Below are 17,680 nucleotides of genomic sequence, written 5' to 3' on the forward strand. Positions count from 1 at the left end.
TTTCCCAGCGGTCTAAGAAAGATATTCTTTCACAAACGTAAAAAGAATCCAAAACATACCAGGAGTACAAACTGTATAAGAAGTATCAAATGTCAGGTACGGCTCAACTATCAAAGGCCTCATCGGAATACCTAAAATCCGGCAGGGAAGGCTCTTTATAATTCAAGATAGATCAGCTATCTAAGCTGTATAGCATAAAACTGTTTCATAGCCTATTTAGTACCGATACCTGGGTAGAGATATATTCGGGTAGAGAGATATTTTGATAGAGATACCTGATTGGCAAGAGCGATACAATCAATAAAAGTGATACAATAAAAAAGATGAAAAGCGCGCCTGCAATAACATTAGCTCAATCAGTAAAGCGTTGCTACCAAAGAAGATCACATGAGAGTTTATCTCATAGAGTAAATCTACCATGTGATCTCATAAAACAATATACCGTATGCTATTGGTAGATGGTCAGTTGGATAAGCTTTTTTTACTATAACAGCTACTTTTAACAGAATCCTGCCATAAACAGTTGCTTAACCGAATCAGTTGCTTAACCGAATCAGTTGCTTTTAACCAGGTAGAACTGGTTTCCATCAAGTACTTTAATAAATCCATTGCTAAAAAAGATTTCCTCCATATACTGCTCCAAATCATGGGCATACCCACGTCGTTTCTGGGCATCCTGATACATAAGCAGTACTTCCTGCTCTTTGTAGGTAATGGTTGCCGATGGGGAAGGAGAGGAGGATTGCCTGGAGTTCTTCTTTTTGGTGGCAGGTTCTACTTGTTCAGGTAGTGGCAGAGAAGGATTGACCGAATCCAGGTATGCCTGGTAGAGACTTTTATCCTTTAGGCGGTTGAGAATATATCCTCCATCGAGTTTTTTGTTTGACTTTTTGGACGAGTTTTCTGCAGCGGTATGTTTGAGTACGAATGCCACATATTCCTCTTCAACTTCATTGGCCGTGATTAGCTTTACCACCGTTGCCAGATTAACATTGTAGGATTTAAGCTGCTTTTCCAGGAGCGTAGGAAGGTTATAGCGATCTGAGGCTTTCTTAAGTGGTTTAAAGGTTAATTCAACGACAGTCTTACCCTTTTTATGTTCTTCAAATTCAAATGCGCTCAGCGTATTCTCAAGGGCTTTCTGATGGCGAAGCAGAAAATCGCGTTTAAAGACTTTATACTCTTCGTATTTTTCTTCCTTGCCAAAGAACATCCCACGTATGTTATCAAGTGTATCCCGAAAGTGAATACCGGCATCGATACAGGATTTGATCATGATATAAAAACGCATGGCTCCTGAGGTTTTCAAAGAAAAAAGTTCAAAGAGCTCAACAGTGGTAAAATTCCCTTTCATCTGGATCAGATACGGTTTGATTTCTTCTGAGAACTTGGCCTCAATGAAATCATTCCCATCCAGATAGTCGATAAAGGAGATAGCCGAAATAAGACGAAACCCTTCCTTACCATTAACCAGACGATTGATTTCCACTGAGTCAAACTTGCGTTTAAGTTCACGGCACGCTTGTTTGATTCGTGGATAGCGCTCCCCGCTGTGGTAGGGGATAACATCTTTCACAGCAATGCGGCACACAGGTAATTCTTCTATATTCCAGGGCAAATGGGCAAACATCAACAGAAAAATCTTCATTTCGGATTCTTCCAGATACGGAAAGCGCGCCCAGACAATGTTATTGTGCATCCGGACTGCCGGATTTTTCTGCTCCTGAAAGATGGATAATTGTGCCATAGGGGTTTGTTTGGTTTAAAAATACATACAAGGTGAGTAGTATCCAAATAAATCTCACCTGAATTTTCCAGCTGCGGCTGTTTGCCTCACCTATCGGTCGGCTGTTTACCTCACCTAACAGCCGACCGGATGCTAACATCTGATAGATAGCACGCTCACAGTTTGGACAAGAAGCAGGAAAGCTATCTGATCCAGCAAAAAACCGGCTGTTTATCTCACCTAACAGCTACGTTGTCGGCAAGCAAAAGCAGCAGTCAAAGCCTGCAGAGGACATTTTTACAAAAAAAGTCGGCTGTTTACCTCACTTATCACCATCACAAATCAAAGGTAGCAAAGCAATTTAGCAGCCTTTAGCTAGTTTACCTACCAGCTTCGGCTGTTTGTCTCACCTATCGGGAATAGATAGCGTATCTAAACCGGCTGTTTATCTCACCTATAAAGCAGCTCGGTCAGCAAAACGGCTGTTTTACTCACCTACCGGCTGTTTGCCTCACGTAAGTGGCTGTTTATCTCACCTAAAGCGGCTATTTACCTTACCTATCAAGGTGTAAAGCGGCTGTTTATCTCACTTACAGCGGCTGTTTGCCTCACCTGAACAGTGTTTATAGCATTGATTTTCAACGGGTTATGCTGCCTTAATTTATTAATTTAATATTTAATTCAGTAAATTCAGCTAAGGGTTTTAAAAGAGTTTAGTAAAAAAAAGAAAAGAAAAAGCAGGTTCAATCAAAAAGCGACTATGCCGAAGGTGAGTAAAACAGCCGGCCGATAGGTGAGGCAAACAGCCGCCAGCCAGACTCTTTTCAGAGCCCACAAAGGGTATTTGTACAAGTTAGCATAGCTATTTTAGCAATCTATCCTGCTGACTGGCAGTTGTGGACTGGCAACAAACGAAGGGTCTAAGCCTGATGCAAACCAATTTCAGGCTATAGAAAGGAAGCTTGTGGCATATATGGCTACGGATCTGAACGGAAAGAGATTATCAAGCGTAAAGCCAAAAGAACAAGTATAGTGTAAGTAAATGAGGTTCTTACAGCAGGGTAGGGGGCTGGCAACTTGTGACAGAGTTGAAAAAAGAAAGTTGCCTGCTTGGCAGATTGACGAATAAAAGACATTAGGCTAAAAAGATTTAATAATAAAAAGATTGAATAACTAGAAACAGAAATAAGTTTGAGTGATTGGTTTACTAATCGGATAGGCATACAGCAAAGATGTATGCTGCTGGTATACAAAGCTGATCAGGCAAAAGCACAGTAAGAGCTTGAATGAGAGCTTACATGAACCAGGGCAAAAATGAACGGAAATGGCAAAAGAGGAAATACTCAATCCTATGTATTTGTCTACCTAATTATGTGCATTTTAATTATGTGTATTACCGAGTGGTAAAGTGTAAAAGAAACCATTTGCGACTCGGCGGACTGTTAAGGCGACTGGTTTGAAGTGGAAACGGCGTCCCAATAATGGCATACTTTATTAACTTGTAGATTGTAGTGACCGAAATACCATTTCTATATTTAGTCAATAATGGCAGACTTTATTATCTTGGAATTAGAAATTGCAGTGCTCGAAATACCATTTCTATATTTAGCTAGAAGAATAAGTATATTTATATACTAAATATACTTATAGTAAAAAAGTTATATTTATATATATTATATTGATTAATATAACAAATTGACTTACAGTATATAAAAATATATTTGATGTTGAAGAAAGTAAGATAAGGGGATTACAAGAACAGCGTTTACTTGGCATAGCAAGATAAATAAGGAAATCAGTAAGCCGTCAGAGGGAGGTAAGCTACCAATATTGACTAGTGAACGTCTGACAATCAAGGTTTGTACTAAGCGTTTAAACAAAGTCACCTTATTTGTGTTGTCTTTGAGCCGTTATACCAGAAAGGACAACCAGGTAGCTTTTTGTATATACAAAAAGCTACCTGGTTGTCGTAGAGCAATGGAAAAGGGTAGACGTATGCGAAGAGTAAACTACAGGAAAAAAGTATTTTTCTACTGTCACCATTCACAATTCTGGGCTGGTATTCACAGATGAAAAATGAGCTGGAACACCCTATGCCCGAGCACACCAGATGTTCTTTTTACAAGGCTCAACCCCGTCTTTCTGGTGCAAAAGTTATGCATTGAACCGATATCCGATCTAGAACTGGTATCCCAGTGTGAGTCGGAAGGAGCGAGGCATTCCTGCCCAAAAAATCCCACGGCCGTACCCGCCGGTATAATACCGGATATTGGTCAGGTTGTTGCCATTCAAGCCCAGACTGATAGCCTTAATTTTATACGAAAGGCCAGCATCCAGTGTGGTAAAACCAGGCAGTACAAAACCTTCGGTGAAGGTATTTCGCTTGCTCACATGTTGCAAACCTGTATTGAGGCTCAGCCCGTTCAGCGGCCCATTTGTAAAACTGTATTTCACCCAGGCATTGGCTGTGTGATTGGGTGCCATCGGATACAAGGAGCCTTCAGGAGCCCCAAACTCGCCCCCTTTCTGGTTTTTGGTCTGGTTGTAGGCATAGGAAGTGATCAGGCTGAGCTGAGTAGTCAAATTGCCCTGCAGGGTAACTTCTACCCCCTTACTGCGTGCCTTCCCATCTGAGCGCTGCCGTAACCCGTTCGGATCGGTTGGATCAGGGACAAGGATATTTTTCTTGTCCAGATGATAAAAGGCAATGGTAGGAACAAGTTTACCGCCCAGCAACTCCGCCTTAGCTCCGATTTCATACTGCACGCCCCGTTCAGGATCGAAGGGACCGCCTGCATTGTTCAAATTAGAGTATTGGGGTTGAAAGCCTTCACTGTAACTGGCATAAAGCGAAAGCATATTCACAGGCTGGTAAACCAGTCCGAGCCGGGGTAGTACTACAGTAGCCGTTGACGCATCCCGACCGGAGTAGGCAGCATCAAAGTCATCGGTTGAAGAGTTTTTATAGTGGTAGGTGTCATAGCGAAGCCCCAGCAAGGCTTTCAATCCCCTGGCCAGGCTGATCTGGTCCTGCACATACCCACCCAATAACCATGTATTTTCAGTGGTATATCCACCAAAGCTTTGATTGGCTTGCGAGCGATCAACAGGATAATCCCGACTGAAGTTCGGGTTATAAATACTCAGAGAGGGAGCCCTCCAGGATCCGTAGTAGTAGGTCCGGCCCATATTGGCCAGATCCGTTCCGGCAATGAGCAGGTGTTCGAATGGTCCTGTCTGCAGCCGTGCCTGGACATAGAGGTTGGCCTGGAAGCTGAATAATGGCTTTTGTTTAAAATACTGGTAACTGCGGTTAATGAGCGAATCCACCCCTGCGATAACTAACTCCCCAAATCCACTGGTAATATCCTGTTGCTCCTGATCGGAATGTACTGAACGAGCCATCGCGTGCAGACTTAGCAGGGAAGAGAACTGGTGAGAGAATCGTAGCTGAGCCGATAGGCCCCTGGTTTTGCTGAAGTCGTTTTCATTGTGGCGTGTCCAGCGGATGGGCAGTGCATTCAGGTTATAGGTGCCATCAGCCTGCTGGGGAGCAAGCAATCCACGTTCAAAGCCTACCGTGCGGCGGTCATTATACAGGTTTATTTCCAGTGTAGCCTGGGTGCGGTCAGAGAACTGGTAGCGTAGGGAGGGAGCCAGGAACAGATGGCGGATGTGTTGCACACGGCTGAGGGCATCACTGTTTTCATAGCCGGCAATCAAGCGGTAAAAGAGTTTGGGTGAAAGCGGTCCGGTTGCGTCTGCCATCAGTCGAAACTGGTTGTAGGTGCCGTAGGAGGCTGAAAGTTCGTAGCGTCGGGTGGTTAAGGGCTGTTTTGTAACGATGTTGATAATACCACCCGGACTGGCATTGCTGAACAGGGAGGAGGCAGGTCCTTTGATGGCCTCTATTTTCTCTACGTTGAACAGCTGACCCGGCTGGTCAAACTGGTAAAGGGCTCCCCGTACACCGTTGTAGGCAAAATTACCGTCATTGGAGCGGAAGCCCCGCATTGTATAATCCTGATAAACCGAAAACAGGTTCATTCCGGCTACATTGCGAATGGCTTCATTGATGGTAAAAGCCTGCTGATCACGCAGTACCTGCTGTGGGATAACCTGGATCGACTGAGGTATTTCCAAAATGGGTGTAGCTGTACGAGTGGCCAGATTGGTCACCTCGTTGCGGTAAGCCACATACCCATTTACCACTATTTCGTTGAGTTGCTGACTGGTTTCTTTCAGCGTAATTTCTACCTTAGTAATTTCACCGGCGCGGACAGTTACTGTCTGACTGGCAGGTTCAAACCCAACAAGCCGTGCCTGAATGGTCTGCTGACCTATAGCAATCTTGGCAAAACGAAACGAGCCTGTCTGATCCGTTTGCTCACTTAAGCCCAGGGCGGGTAAGAATACACCCACATAGGATGCAGGTTGGCCATCGGCGCTACGGACTTTGCCTATAAGGGTGCCTGTTTCCAGGATACGGGTTTGCGCATAAAGAGACAAATAGCTGTTAATCAGTAAAAACAGGAGTAGTAATTTTTTCATACCGAATGAGTAGGTGGTTATTTAAAATTAATCTAATTAAAGACGAAAATACAAGCGCGCATTGACAATCAAAATATTTTTAGAATTATTCTATATAAGGTTTTTGTAGTGATCATCAGTGCAGGATCAGCATATGGGAAAAGAGTAAGCTGAGTGAGGACGAGAGTATGAGGACAAGAGTACGTTTTCGTGAGCTAATCGATTGCGATTTGGTAGGGTTACTAACCAGACAGGACTAGGGGAGAGGGACGACCAGCGTAGATCTTGTCAGGAGCTTAGAGGGTGAAAAGTGTTTTGGTGATTAAACTTTACTCAATTACGAATAAACCTACGCATAAGGGAGTGAGTACTTGCGAGAGCTTTGAGAGAAATTGCAAGAGGGCAAACCTTTTCTGTTTACAGCGTTTTGTTCACAGCATTTTGTATTAGTTGTGGCCCGGTGGGGATAGTGTGAAGGTAGGAGGGAGGGTTTGCTGTCCGCTTTTTTTGGACTATCCGGTAATTGTAGCTCTAAATACAACAGGAATAAAATCCATATCACAAGCCTTTAGAAAGCTTTTTGAAGGAAGTTTTTCTGATTTTATCTGTTGTCACAAATCCTGGGTATGCAGGAGCACTTGAGTCTGGTGTCATATAAGCCTGTAAGCTCTGAGCTAAAACGTTGTGATAGAAACAGCTCAGTCTTCTTTCTTTTTTCGGGTACCTCTGGCTGCTCCACGTTTGGGTTGGTAGTTGGTCAGTTGTATATGCTCATATTTTGACCCATGAATCCGTTTGTATTCGCGGATTATCTGGTTAATGACTTCCTTTTCAAACCTGCGATCAAACCAGGCAATTTGTTTAATGAAATAATCCAGGTCAGCATCCAGCTCTACCGTCAGGCGAACCGTATCGATCTGATGCTGGTCGCCTATGGAATGATTTTTATCCTCTTTTGCCAGAATTTTTTCTATAGGGGTGGCAGATTCATCTTTCTGGGTTGAGGTGCTTTGTTTTTTTGCCATATAACAGATTGGGTTTAGTTAGACAAATATGTGAAATAAAGTTTAAAAATAAAAGAATTCAAATATGTTTAATATGCTAAATATGCCTCCCGTGAAGTAAGCAATCAAAAAGGAAAAGAAGGAAAACGGGAGGGTTGATTATCAAAACTGGGAAGCATATTTACTGTTTAATATGCTTAATATGTTTATTTATGGACGAAAAATGAATCTTCAATCTTGTATTGTCCTATTAGAGCCGTACAAGAAAAATATCTGAGCTATACACGAAACATTAGACTATGGTATTAATTTTTTAAACACAAGAGATTTTTATGGAGCGGGTCATAATGAGCTGTTGGTAGGTAAAGCCGTTAAAGGAAGGCGGGATCAGGCTTTTATCAGCGTAAAATTCGAAGCTATCTTTCATAACGGTCAGCCGTTGGGAATGGATCTGCGTCCGATTGCTATCAAAAATTTTATCAACTACTCTCTGACCCGTCTGGGTATCCAGACCATTGATCTGTATCAGCCCAGCCGGATGGATGGCAACGTACCGGTTGAAGACATCATTGGACAGTTTCTCCAACCGATTTCTACAAATTCTTATGCTAAATCCATGAAAAAAGATTGGCAAAACAAGCTCAGCAATTGGCACAAGCTCAAACTAAAATCAAAGACTTAATCCTTCAGAATCAGGCATTTAACACAGCTATTGACCTGACCGAAGAACAACTTAACGTTTCCATCCGAAAAAGTCTGGTACCAAACGGATCTGTGAGCTCAGTAACCCGCCTGAGTGAGCAATATCCATTAATCAGTGTGGAAAAGCTCTGTGGATGCTCTCACAGAGACGTTTGGTCTGACTCGTCAGGCGTGATTGAGCCAAGACGGTACGAAGCCAATTGGCGTCAGGAAAAAGAAACCATGCAGGATTGTCTGGTTTTGGAGCAAATTCAGCTGATTCGCCAACACTTACCCAAATGACATCGCAGTAGATGGCACTGCCAAACTGTATTTCATGTTGAAGGATTTTCTGTAGTGCACCAAATTGAACTCGGAAGGGACAAATTGTATACCTTGCTAAGAAACAATCAACTGCTCAAACAACGAATCCGCCGAAAAGTAAAAACTCTCTTTGCGCAATCACCTACTCCCATCCACATTTTTACCAGTATCCGAATCTAACTGCTAATTTACTAGTTTTCCATTTAAAGTACAGTCAAACTCATAGGTGCCATCGAGCAAAGTGATCTTGTTTTACTGGTCACCCAAACCAACGCGCCGCATTTTGATGGGGGCATGTACAGCAGCAACCTGAAATAGCATATCTCCTGGCTGATTATCTATCCGTTGTGGAATCTTCCTCAAGACAGATTATCAAAAATAGTCTAGTTTCAAAACAAAACCCCACCCTATTATAGACACTATAACACGAAGCACTACAATAGTGATCTGATACAAGTTTCTCCGCGTTTGCTTCCCCACCTTTGTATTGTCAATCAGAAACAAGTTTAAAACATAAAAAAATGAAAAAGAAAATTGTAGTACTCGGCGCCACAGGCACTATCGGAAGTAAAATTTCAGAAATTCTCCTGAGCGAAGGTCATCAGGTAACTTTGATTGCCCGACACACCGACAAACTGGAAAAATACCGCAGCTTGGGTGCTCAGATCGTTGCAGGTGATATTACTGATACCGAAATACTCGCCAAGGCATTCAAAGATGCCGATAGCGCCTTTGTGTTAGTACCCGATAATGTGAAAGCCGAAAACACAAGAGTCTACCAGAGAAGTGTAACCAGGACGCTAATCAAAGCCATTGAACGGTCAGGAATCCGCCACATCGTTAATATGAGTAGCGTAGGGTCGCATATGCATGAAGGCAATGGCATGATGGGTGGCACCGCCGAGCAGGAAGTGCGGCTGAATCAACTCGAAGGTGTGAATGTGTTGCACATCCGTTCGGCTTATTTTATGGAAAACATATTACGGACCATCGGTCTGGTCAAGAAAATGGGTATCAACGGGTCAGCCGCCGATGGTGACTACGCCATTCCAATGGTAGCCACCCAAGATGTAGCCCAGGTTGCATCCATTCATTTGGCGAATCTTGACTTCACAGGAAAAAGTGTACATGCCGTGATGGGACCTAGAAATTACACCCTCCGCGAGATAACTAGCATTGTGGGAAAAGCTGTTGGCAATCCGGATTTGCCTTATGTGCAACTCCCGGTTGAACAGGCCAGACAAGCGTTTTTAAACAATGGCTTTTCGGAAGACTTTGCCCAAAACCTGATCGATATGGCATCCGCGATCCAAACCGGATTCATGAACTATCAGAAAAGAGATGAGTCTACGACCACGCCAACCACCGCTGAAGAGTTTGCTAATCAGATATATGCCCCTGCTTACCAGAAACAATAAACCAAACCTATTCATCTATCACCTATCCAACACTTGAAAACACAACAATGAAATTATTCGAGAAAACCCACCCAGGCAATCTAACGCTTAAAAACCGAATGGTGATCTCAGCCATGACCCAAAGCCGGGGCAATTGAATAAAATACAAGAAAACAAGCGGCGTTTCTGCGCTGCACTTATCAAGGCTGCACTTATCAAACCGTTTCATTCTTAAAAACAAACCAACATGAACACACTATCAAAATCATATTTTCTTCTAAGTTTATTCATACTCCTTTTTTCAGCTACTCAGGCACAGAACATTCCGGACAGCACCATGCGAAAGATCAAAAATTTTCGGGCAGTGTATGAAACCATGGGTAAAGTATATCCGCCCGATAGCACAGTCAGTGTTGATGCAACAGAAATTGCCGGTGTTAAGACTTACTGGTTTAATCAAAATTTACTCAATCAAAACCACCTGATTATTTACCTGCACGGTGGTGTCTATACATATGGCAACATCCATGCATACCAAGCTATGGTAAGCCGTTTGGCCAAGGAATTCCATTTGCCAATTCTGTATGTAGAGTATTCTTTATCGCCTGAGCATCAGTTTCCTACAGCCAACAATGAAATTCTGGGCGTTTATCGCCAGATTCAAAAGAAATACCCCAACCATGAAATCACCCTTATTGGAGACAGTGCAGGAGGCGGTTTGGCAGTGTCTCTGGTAAAGGATGCCATAAAAGCAAGCCTGCCATTGCCGTCTTCTTTAGCTCTGATTTCTCCGTGGATAGATTTGGAGTGTACTAATAAATCGTATGAAACCAAGCAGGCCGTTGACCCGATTCTGAGTAAGAAATTCCTATACGATCATGCGTTGTTATATGCGCCCAATAAAATCAAAGAAGCTGACCCAAGTGAAATAAAGTTCACGAAATTCCCTCCTGTTCTGTTGCTGGTAGGTACCGATGAAGTGTTGAATGATGATTCCAAAAACTTCTATGCGGCTATCAAACCCATCCAAAAAAACGCAAAACTGAAGGAGTTTGACGGGCAAAAGCACGTTTGGGTGTTTTCACACATTGCTTCGAAAGCATCTATGGAAGCAGTTTCCGATATAAAGAAGTTTATTAATGCATTCTAATTGAAGAATATCAGCATCTTTAGACAAAAGCGTTAGACTTTGTCCGTGTTCTGGCAAAGTCTAACGCTTTTTAGTATGATGTATCATCAGTTTATGCTTATCGGGCAAATTCCTCATAATCTGAACTGAGTGTAAGAAAGATAGAAGCAGAAAGATGGAAAGACATAAATATTCTATTGAATTGTTGATATCCAAGTTGTATCTGAATTTTACAAATGGCATTTATATACCTTGTTCATTTCATATAGGTTAGCACACACAAACTTGTTTTTCAGGAAATAGCTGTAAAACGAAATCCGCTTGTTGGTATGTAAACGTATGTATAAAGTGAATTTATGAACAGAGTGAAGATATTAAATAGCATGACTCATAACATTTATTTGTAGCATTCATAGATAACATAGTTATTATATAACACTTATCCAGGTAATTTCTTGACTAAACACTATCGAAAGCATTGTCTATACTAGTTCAGGTAATACCCTGATTGTCAACTAGTCATTGTCACTTAACTGATAAGTTTCTATCTATAGTACCTTAGTGGAAAATCCAATCATTCTGCATCGTAAAATCTTAACCCGCTTTCAAAGTCAGTTGCATGAAATGATGTCACTGAATGAAGAAATATATCTGGCTGCATCCCCTCATCTAATTGGTATACTTGCAAGCTGCATTGAAATGATCAAAGCTTTTCCACATCCTAGCCCAAAAGACAAAGAAAATGCCCTAAACAAACTCAGCTTAATTCATAAGAACATAGTTGAATTTGACCCACATAAAGCATTTACTCAGAGAGTATATCCTACAGATGAGGCTCCGCCAGCTGGTTCACCTGTAGCTAATTCCTATAGGGAATGGAAGCAAATCGTTTCCCAAGCGGAGAAGACCATTCATTTATATCTGATGATTTTAGTATAGCCATCCCCAGAAACCAGTCACAAAAAGCAATAACAACGAAAGGGAGATAAATATGATTAGGTTATTTATACTTAACATAAACAAAATTATATAACAAAATCAGTTCTGAACAGGTGAACCTCAAATAATGTACAGTAGAACATCTTACATAATCGAAGATCTAAACCGACTGCTCTTATTAAAATACATCATCCGGAGATACTCTAGAAAAAAGAGAAGCCAGCTTCTAAAAAGAAAGGGCAGACTGATGTTAGTTAAATAAAAAATCCGGTACTGGTTACCGGATTTTTTATATCTAAGGGAAGTGATTATTTTTCAATCCAACTTAGTTTATAGCCACATTTTAGCATGCATACAACCCTTAAAAAAACATTCTGGTGGATAGGTGTTTCTATCGGTGCGCTGATTCTTTTCATTGGTTGGGTATTTGTATGTGCGTTTTTATTAACCTTAGTTCATGGACCGTATTATCAAACACTCTATGACATTCTTTTAAGTGGGTATACCTATGAGCAGTTTGGTGGTTTTTTCTGTTCAGACGGCTATTTAACTGCCAGAGACATACTACTTTTTCTTTTAAGTCCTGTTATCTTTCCATTTCTACTATTTTTCTCGTACAAAACCAGTCCTTACACAGGATGGAAAGTATGTGTATTATACGGAGTATTACTAGTAATTGGTTTTTTAATGGGATTGACCGTACGAACTAAGTATCTGATATCCTTATCGGTATATCATAATTTCGTCTCTATTTTTAAGGAAAATATTTGTTCTATATTAAAAGGTATTGTGTTCTTATCAATCCGCTTCAAAAAGTCATATTCACCATGAAAATTCATATGTAACCAAGTAATAATCGATCCACTTCGAATAATATCGAGTAAGTTCTGTTTTTTATCTTCACTTTCACAATGAGGTTCTCGTTACATTTGGACAATAAAGGGCGGTTTTCAAAGAATTAGTTTCTTAGAGTTATTCATTTACCTCTGTACTATGAAAACCTCAATATGATTTATTGTTACAAGAAGCTGATGGCGGTACAGCAGCTTCTTGTATGCACTTGATGAAGTACAGCCACTCTGATGAAGCCGTACTAGGGGGTATCTTCCAGAAAATCAGAAAAAGCGCCACACTTATGCTATAGTAGGTTATTTATCAGTTACTTACGAGGGGAATTTTGTATTTAAGCTCTTATTCTGGCTTGTAACTTAGTAAATTTCTGAGTTCTTCTTCGAAAGCTTCTCGCGTTATAGTCTCCATGAAGCAATATTTATTTTCGATAAGACTATTCTTGCAAAGAAAGACATCATGTCTGTAATTGGAAAAAGAGAAAAAAAAGCGATAAGAGTTTATGCACCCTGGATAAAACCTGTAGTAAAACAGGTAATTCAGACTCAAGCATGGCAAACTCCATACCTCTTTCCTATGGATTCCGCAAATGAATTCCGCAAATGGTCATAACTTAGTATATTCCAGACGCTTTTTGTAGAGTAAGTCTTCTGTTAATGTCTACTCGTGCACACCTGTGGACAGTATACCTATTACATTTACTTGACGCATAAAAAGATTACTTAAGCACAACTAACCCTATGCGTAAAGCTATTACAAAGTAACTGTGGCTCTTTTTCTGTATCTGTGCGACGAACCAGTACTGCTAGAGAAGGTACTTTTTTTAGTAAGAATACACAATAAGGCTAGTTCATTGTCCGAATATGATACATTAGAATAACCATTGCCTTCCCTATGGCAATCAGCTACATCCCAGAATGACTACTTTAGCTAATGGACACATAAATGTCTTTCAGTTTTACTCATTCTCTGCAACCAGCAGCAACTCCTGTCTGCTCTTTATACAGGTTAATAAAAGCTTCCAATATTCTGGACTGAACTACATTATTTCTGTAGATCAGGACTGTGGTCATTGTCCCTAATTCCTTATTCAATGAAAACGTTTTGATATTCCTTCCTGCATAGTAACTAGTGAGAATTTCCTCAGGCAGTATGCTGATACCAAGGCCAGCCTCTACAAAGTTAATAATGCCGTCTATGGAATTGACAATGATTGGTTTATATTGTACAATACCTTTACCACTAAGCCAGGACTCCAACCGAGCCCGGAATATACATCCTTGGTCAAAAACAATGATTTTCGGGAAAGTATGCTGATTCAAAACAGCTGAAAGAGAAGCTGTATTCGACGGTCCGAGTATGACCAATTGCTCTTCTCTGATCAGTTGCTGCTGCAAACCGGACACGCTGATCGGGCCGGAAACAAAAGCAGCATCGACCCTGTAATCCAGCACATCCTGAATAAGTACAGAGCGCATAGCGGATTTAAACTCCAAGTCAATATGCGGATAGGCAGCACCGAAATCAGTAAGTATCTGGGGTACTTTAAGGGCCATAGTTGTTTCAATACATCCGATTTTCAGCAAGCCAGTCAAAACCTGTGTACTTTTAATATTGCTTTTGGCTTCGTCAAGCAGATTTGCAATTTGTTTGGAATAGTGCATAAGCACCTCGCCTGCAGGGGTAAGCAATACTTTCCTGGCATTGCGCACAAACAGAGTAGCCCCAAACTCCTCTTCAAGATTCTTCACGCGGGCTGTAACATTCGATTGTACAGTAAACATAGCTTCTGCAGCCTTTGTAAAGCTGTTGTAAGAGGCAACTGCCTCAAATAGTTTCAGATCATTTGTATTCATAAATCATAAATAGTGATTAAACTCATCATAATTAATCGTTTTTAATAATCAAATATCTGAAATACTTTTGAATCATCAAAAAAGAAAAATCATGGAAAAAAGCATAGCCTTGTTAGTGAGCCTTATTCTATCAGGGACATATCTAACGGGATATGCACAAATAGTAGATCATTTAAATCAGAAAAGTATGAAAACTAATTCAGTTCATTTCCACACTACTAGTGTCAATGGGATCAACATCTTTTATCGTGAGGCAGGTCTTCTGGGTGCTCCGGTTATCCTTTTATTGCATGGCTATCCGACCTCGTCGCATATGTTCCGAAATCTGATACCGATGCTGGCTGCCCACTATCATGTGATTGCACCTGATCTACCCGGCTTTGGCTACTCCGATATGCCAGATCGTAAACAATTTATCTATTCATTCGATAACCTGACCAAGACCATGCAGGGATTTATTGATAAACTAGAACTTAAACGTTTTGCTCTATACGTATTTGATTATGGTGCGCCAACAGGTTATAGACTGGCCATCGCAAATCCGGAAAAGATCACTGGCATCATCTCCCAGAATGGTAATGCGTATAAGGAAGGACTAAGTGAGGGCTGGAGTGAGATCCGGAAATACTGGCAAAATCCAACTCAGGAAAACAGGGAAGCATTAAGGAAATTTACTGCTTTAAAAATCACCCGCTGGCAGTATGAGGAAGGCGTAGATGACAAATCGCTTATCGCACCAGAAACGTACACCTTAGATCAGCATTTTTTGGACCGGCCGGGAAATGTAGAGATTCAGCTCGACCTCTTAAGCGATTACCGCAACAACGTTGACTTATATCCAACGTTTCATACCTACTTCAAAGTCCATCAGCCTCGACTACTAGCAGTCTGGGGAAACAAGGATCCTTATTTTCTGCCCCAAGGAGCACAAGCATACAAAAGGGACATTCCTGGAGCCGAAGTAAAATTTTACAATACTGGTCATTTCGCTCTTGAAACCCATTTAAAAGAGATAGGTGCAGACATCCTGGCTTTTATGGAAGCCTTGCCAAAATAAGGCCATTATGCACAATAAAGCTCTTTGCTGATATCGGTTTAACTAGTTAAGTATAACTATATAAGAAGTGAAAATTTTGGGTAGAAATTGCAGTATGTTTACTATCAGATACTTGTATTGCATTTCTTTCCCGAAAATCAGGTTTTATGCTTCAAAGTACTACTTATTCAGTTAGAAACTGCCGTTTTTAGTCAGGTTGTAAGAAGAACCTCATTAACGAGTATGGAAATAGACATAGATTATGTAAATATAGATTATTTTTCTACACGCAAGTTATAGCACTTTTGTACGATCTTTTAATTTAACCTAATAAATAAAATTTTACGAGGTAATTTTTATCCTACATTGTAAGAATGACTAATGGCCAGTTTATGAAAGCGGGTTCAAAACATTTTCCTAAATCGCACAGAAAACAACAAATTATCACAACAACAGATACTGTTTTAAAAGAAGTAGGCGCCACTGATTTCACGGTTGACCAGATAGTTGACCGCAGTGGCGTGGCCGAAGGTATCAGTTATAAATACTATAAAAGTAAAGACGATATCCTTGCCGAAGTGAGCGTTAAAGCCTTGGAGCTGTTATTAGATTATTTCAAAACTGCTCTCCAGAAAGAGAAGAATTTACCGGAGGCCACAAAAGGATTAATCATGGCCTACTATCACTATTATTTAGATCATCCCAGATACTTTGAGCTTATTCTTTATATGGAAAGACCTGACTTCAATAGCAGCATCAGGAACTATTTAGTGATAAGCAGGGAATTAAGAGACTTTTTCACAAAACATATAGAGAACTGCCAGGCCGCAAATGTAATTAAAAAAGACGTAGATGCGACCTATTGTACGTATATGATATGGGGAAGCTTATGAGATTAATGAATTTTATTGAATCAAAGCAGGTCTTTATTGAAGACATCGAAAAGATAAAGAGAAAGCAACTATTTGAAGCATATGCTGAAACAGTGATGGTTGGATTGAGGGCATAATTTTTTTGTGCATAAAATGACTGACAGTCATTTTATGCAGTTATGTACATGGCACATAAGCTCAAACCTGAAACACAACAGAAAAGTAAAGCCAGGTAAGTACTTGCCCTATGATAGTTTAACTTATTAATAAGTGCTTTTTTGACTTAACTATTTAAGAATCAGACAATAAAGCAAAATGAATAATATAAACTAATTAGGCTTAAGTACTTATCTAGTTACAAGTAAGCAAAAGAAGAATACCGGTTAACTACTTTCATCTTAAGTGATTGGTTTAACCAACTGTCCACCGCGATCATTCATTGATTTTGCAAAAGAACATGAAAAGGAATTTTTGAATTTACAATAAACGAGGAAATCAGAGGGATTTTATGAATTGTACTCTCTGATGGAGGCTGTTAATCAACAAATTTTGTCCTCTAATAACTGACACTCAAAACCCATATTGTTGATCAGTTTGATAATAGCGGATATATTAATTTGCAATCCTTCTACTCTTAAAATATTATGCTGACATGGAAACAAGTGTATTTTTTCATATTCTACATCATAATTAATTTTCAAATCAGGAAAAAAATCTTTTAGCTTCCTTACTACATGGTTATTTTCAGTATCACTTTCAATGTTTGTTATTAAAACTTCTACTAAACTCTCATTCACCACAGCTCCAGTTAAATTGCCTTCATAAACAGCATGCGTTACTGATGGCTTCATGCTATTGTTTTCACCACAGGCAAATACACTCATAATGGTATCTTTTTGAAATGGACTCACTTTGATATGCCCTTGCTTACTGTATTTACAACCTGGCAAGATGGACATTAAAAAAGGTTTCTTAATGAGTGAAGAGGCATAAAGGGTATTAAAACCTTTTTTAAAACTATCTGTAACAAATACCTGCTTCATTTTTTCTTTTTCATATTCTATTTCCATAATCGGATTAGCCTCGGCCATAATAGGTGTTACTATCATTTCAACACTCTGCTTGCTTATCTTTATAGCTTTTTCTTCTGTACAATTTGCCTTGCCACTCGTAAGTAGACCTGTTTATTATTATACCTAAATGCATTTAGGTATGCTATCCACTACAATTTGTTCTTGTTTTGCGGACTTTTGCATTAAGATCAAAATGATTTCTATTTTCTGTTCAACAATAGATCATTATTGGTCAGCGTTAAGCAATCTTTCAATCAAAGGAAA

At 40.2% G+C, this 17,680-nt stretch carries 14 protein-coding genes; 9 read left to right on the forward strand and 5 right to left on the reverse strand.

The annotated features are described in order from the left end of the window. Nucleotides 1-553: 553 nt before the first annotated feature. The 3 genes from QNI22_RS31555 to QNI22_RS31565 form a co-directional block, all read right to left on the reverse strand. Nucleotides 554-1,747 carry a replication initiation protein gene (locus tag QNI22_RS31555; protein WP_314517171.1) on the reverse strand — a complete coding sequence of 398 codons (1,194 nt, stop codon included), beginning with the start codon at nt 1,745-1,747 and terminating at the stop codon, nt 554-556. A 2,157-nt stretch (nt 1,748-3,904) separates the two neighbouring features. Continuing rightward, complete coding sequence (locus QNI22_RS31560; protein WP_314517174.1) at nt 3,905-6,277, reverse strand: TonB-dependent siderophore receptor; 2,373 nt, start codon at nt 6,275-6,277, stop codon at nt 3,905-3,907. Between the two features lie 677 nt (nt 6,278-6,954). Then, complete coding sequence (locus tag QNI22_RS31565) at nt 6,955-7,281, reverse strand: hypothetical protein (RefSeq protein WP_314517175.1); 327 nt, start codon at nt 7,279-7,281, stop codon at nt 6,955-6,957. Between the two features lie 259 nt (nt 7,282-7,540). On the opposite strand from QNI22_RS31565, the gene QNI22_RS31570 reads away from it, so the two are divergent. The 7 genes from QNI22_RS31570 to QNI22_RS40380 all read left to right on the forward strand — a co-directional run bounded on the left by QNI22_RS31570 (nt 7,541) and on the right by QNI22_RS40380 (nt 13,191). Next, nucleotides 7,541-7,942, forward strand: coding sequence for an aldo/keto reductase (locus QNI22_RS31570; RefSeq protein WP_314517325.1), 402 nt, complete (start codon nt 7,541-7,543; stop codon nt 7,940-7,942). After that, entirely contained in the window at nt 7,888-8,244 is a 357-nt protein-coding gene (locus tag QNI22_RS31575) for a hypothetical protein (protein ID WP_314517177.1), read from the forward strand. Before QNI22_RS31570 ends, QNI22_RS31575 begins: the two co-directional genes overlap by 55 nt. A 542-nt stretch (nt 8,245-8,786) precedes the next feature. Beyond that, nucleotides 8,787-9,683: an NmrA family NAD(P)-binding protein gene (locus QNI22_RS31580; protein WP_314517180.1), complete on the forward strand. Its 897-nt coding sequence runs from the start codon at nt 8,787-8,789 to the stop codon at nt 9,681-9,683. 226 nt (nt 9,684-9,909) lie between these two features. Continuing rightward, nucleotides 9,910-10,812: an alpha/beta hydrolase fold domain-containing protein gene (locus tag QNI22_RS31585; protein WP_314517183.1), complete on the forward strand. Its 903-nt coding sequence runs from the start codon at nt 9,910-9,912 to the stop codon at nt 10,810-10,812. A 540-nt stretch (nt 10,813-11,352) separates the two neighbouring features. Continuing rightward, nucleotides 11,353-11,730, forward strand: a complete 378-nt coding sequence (locus tag QNI22_RS31590) for a hypothetical protein (RefSeq protein WP_314517185.1) — start codon at nt 11,353-11,355, stop codon at nt 11,728-11,730. A gap of 348 nt (nt 11,731-12,078) precedes the next feature. Next, entirely contained in the window at nt 12,079-12,561 is a 483-nt protein-coding gene (locus QNI22_RS31595; RefSeq protein WP_314517187.1) for a hypothetical protein, read from the forward strand. Between the two features lie 441 nt (nt 12,562-13,002). Then, nucleotides 13,003-13,191: a MepB family protein gene (locus QNI22_RS40380; protein ID WP_390902210.1), complete on the forward strand. Its 189-nt coding sequence runs from the start codon at nt 13,003-13,005 to the stop codon at nt 13,189-13,191. Nucleotides 13,192-13,541: 350 nt separating this feature from the next. Here QNI22_RS40380 and QNI22_RS31600 read toward each other — a convergent pair whose 3' ends face one another. After that, nucleotides 13,542-14,435: a LysR family transcriptional regulator gene (locus QNI22_RS31600; protein ID WP_314517188.1), complete on the reverse strand. Its 894-nt coding sequence runs from the start codon at nt 14,433-14,435 to the stop codon at nt 13,542-13,544. Nucleotides 14,436-14,526: 91 nt separating this feature from the next. Between QNI22_RS31600 and QNI22_RS31605 the strand changes: the two genes are divergently transcribed. Continuing rightward, entirely contained in the window at nt 14,527-15,492 is a 966-nt protein-coding gene (locus QNI22_RS31605) for an alpha/beta fold hydrolase (RefSeq protein ID WP_314004579.1), read from the forward strand. 371 nt (nt 15,493-15,863) lie between these two features. After that, entirely contained in the window at nt 15,864-16,364 is a 501-nt protein-coding gene (locus QNI22_RS31610; protein ID WP_314004577.1) for a TetR/AcrR family transcriptional regulator, read from the forward strand. A 518-nt stretch (nt 16,365-16,882) separates the two neighbouring features. On the opposite strand, the gene QNI22_RS31615 is transcribed toward QNI22_RS31610, so the two are convergent. Continuing rightward, complete coding sequence (locus QNI22_RS31615; RefSeq protein WP_314517190.1) at nt 16,883-17,434, reverse strand: hypothetical protein; 552 nt, start codon at nt 17,432-17,434, stop codon at nt 16,883-16,885. Nucleotides 17,435-17,680 lie beyond the last annotated feature (246 nt).

Origin of the sequence: Xanthocytophaga agilis (assembly GCF_030068605.1) — a bacterium.
Lineage (GTDB): Bacteria > Bacteroidota > Bacteroidia > Cytophagales > 172606-1 > Xanthocytophaga > Xanthocytophaga agilis.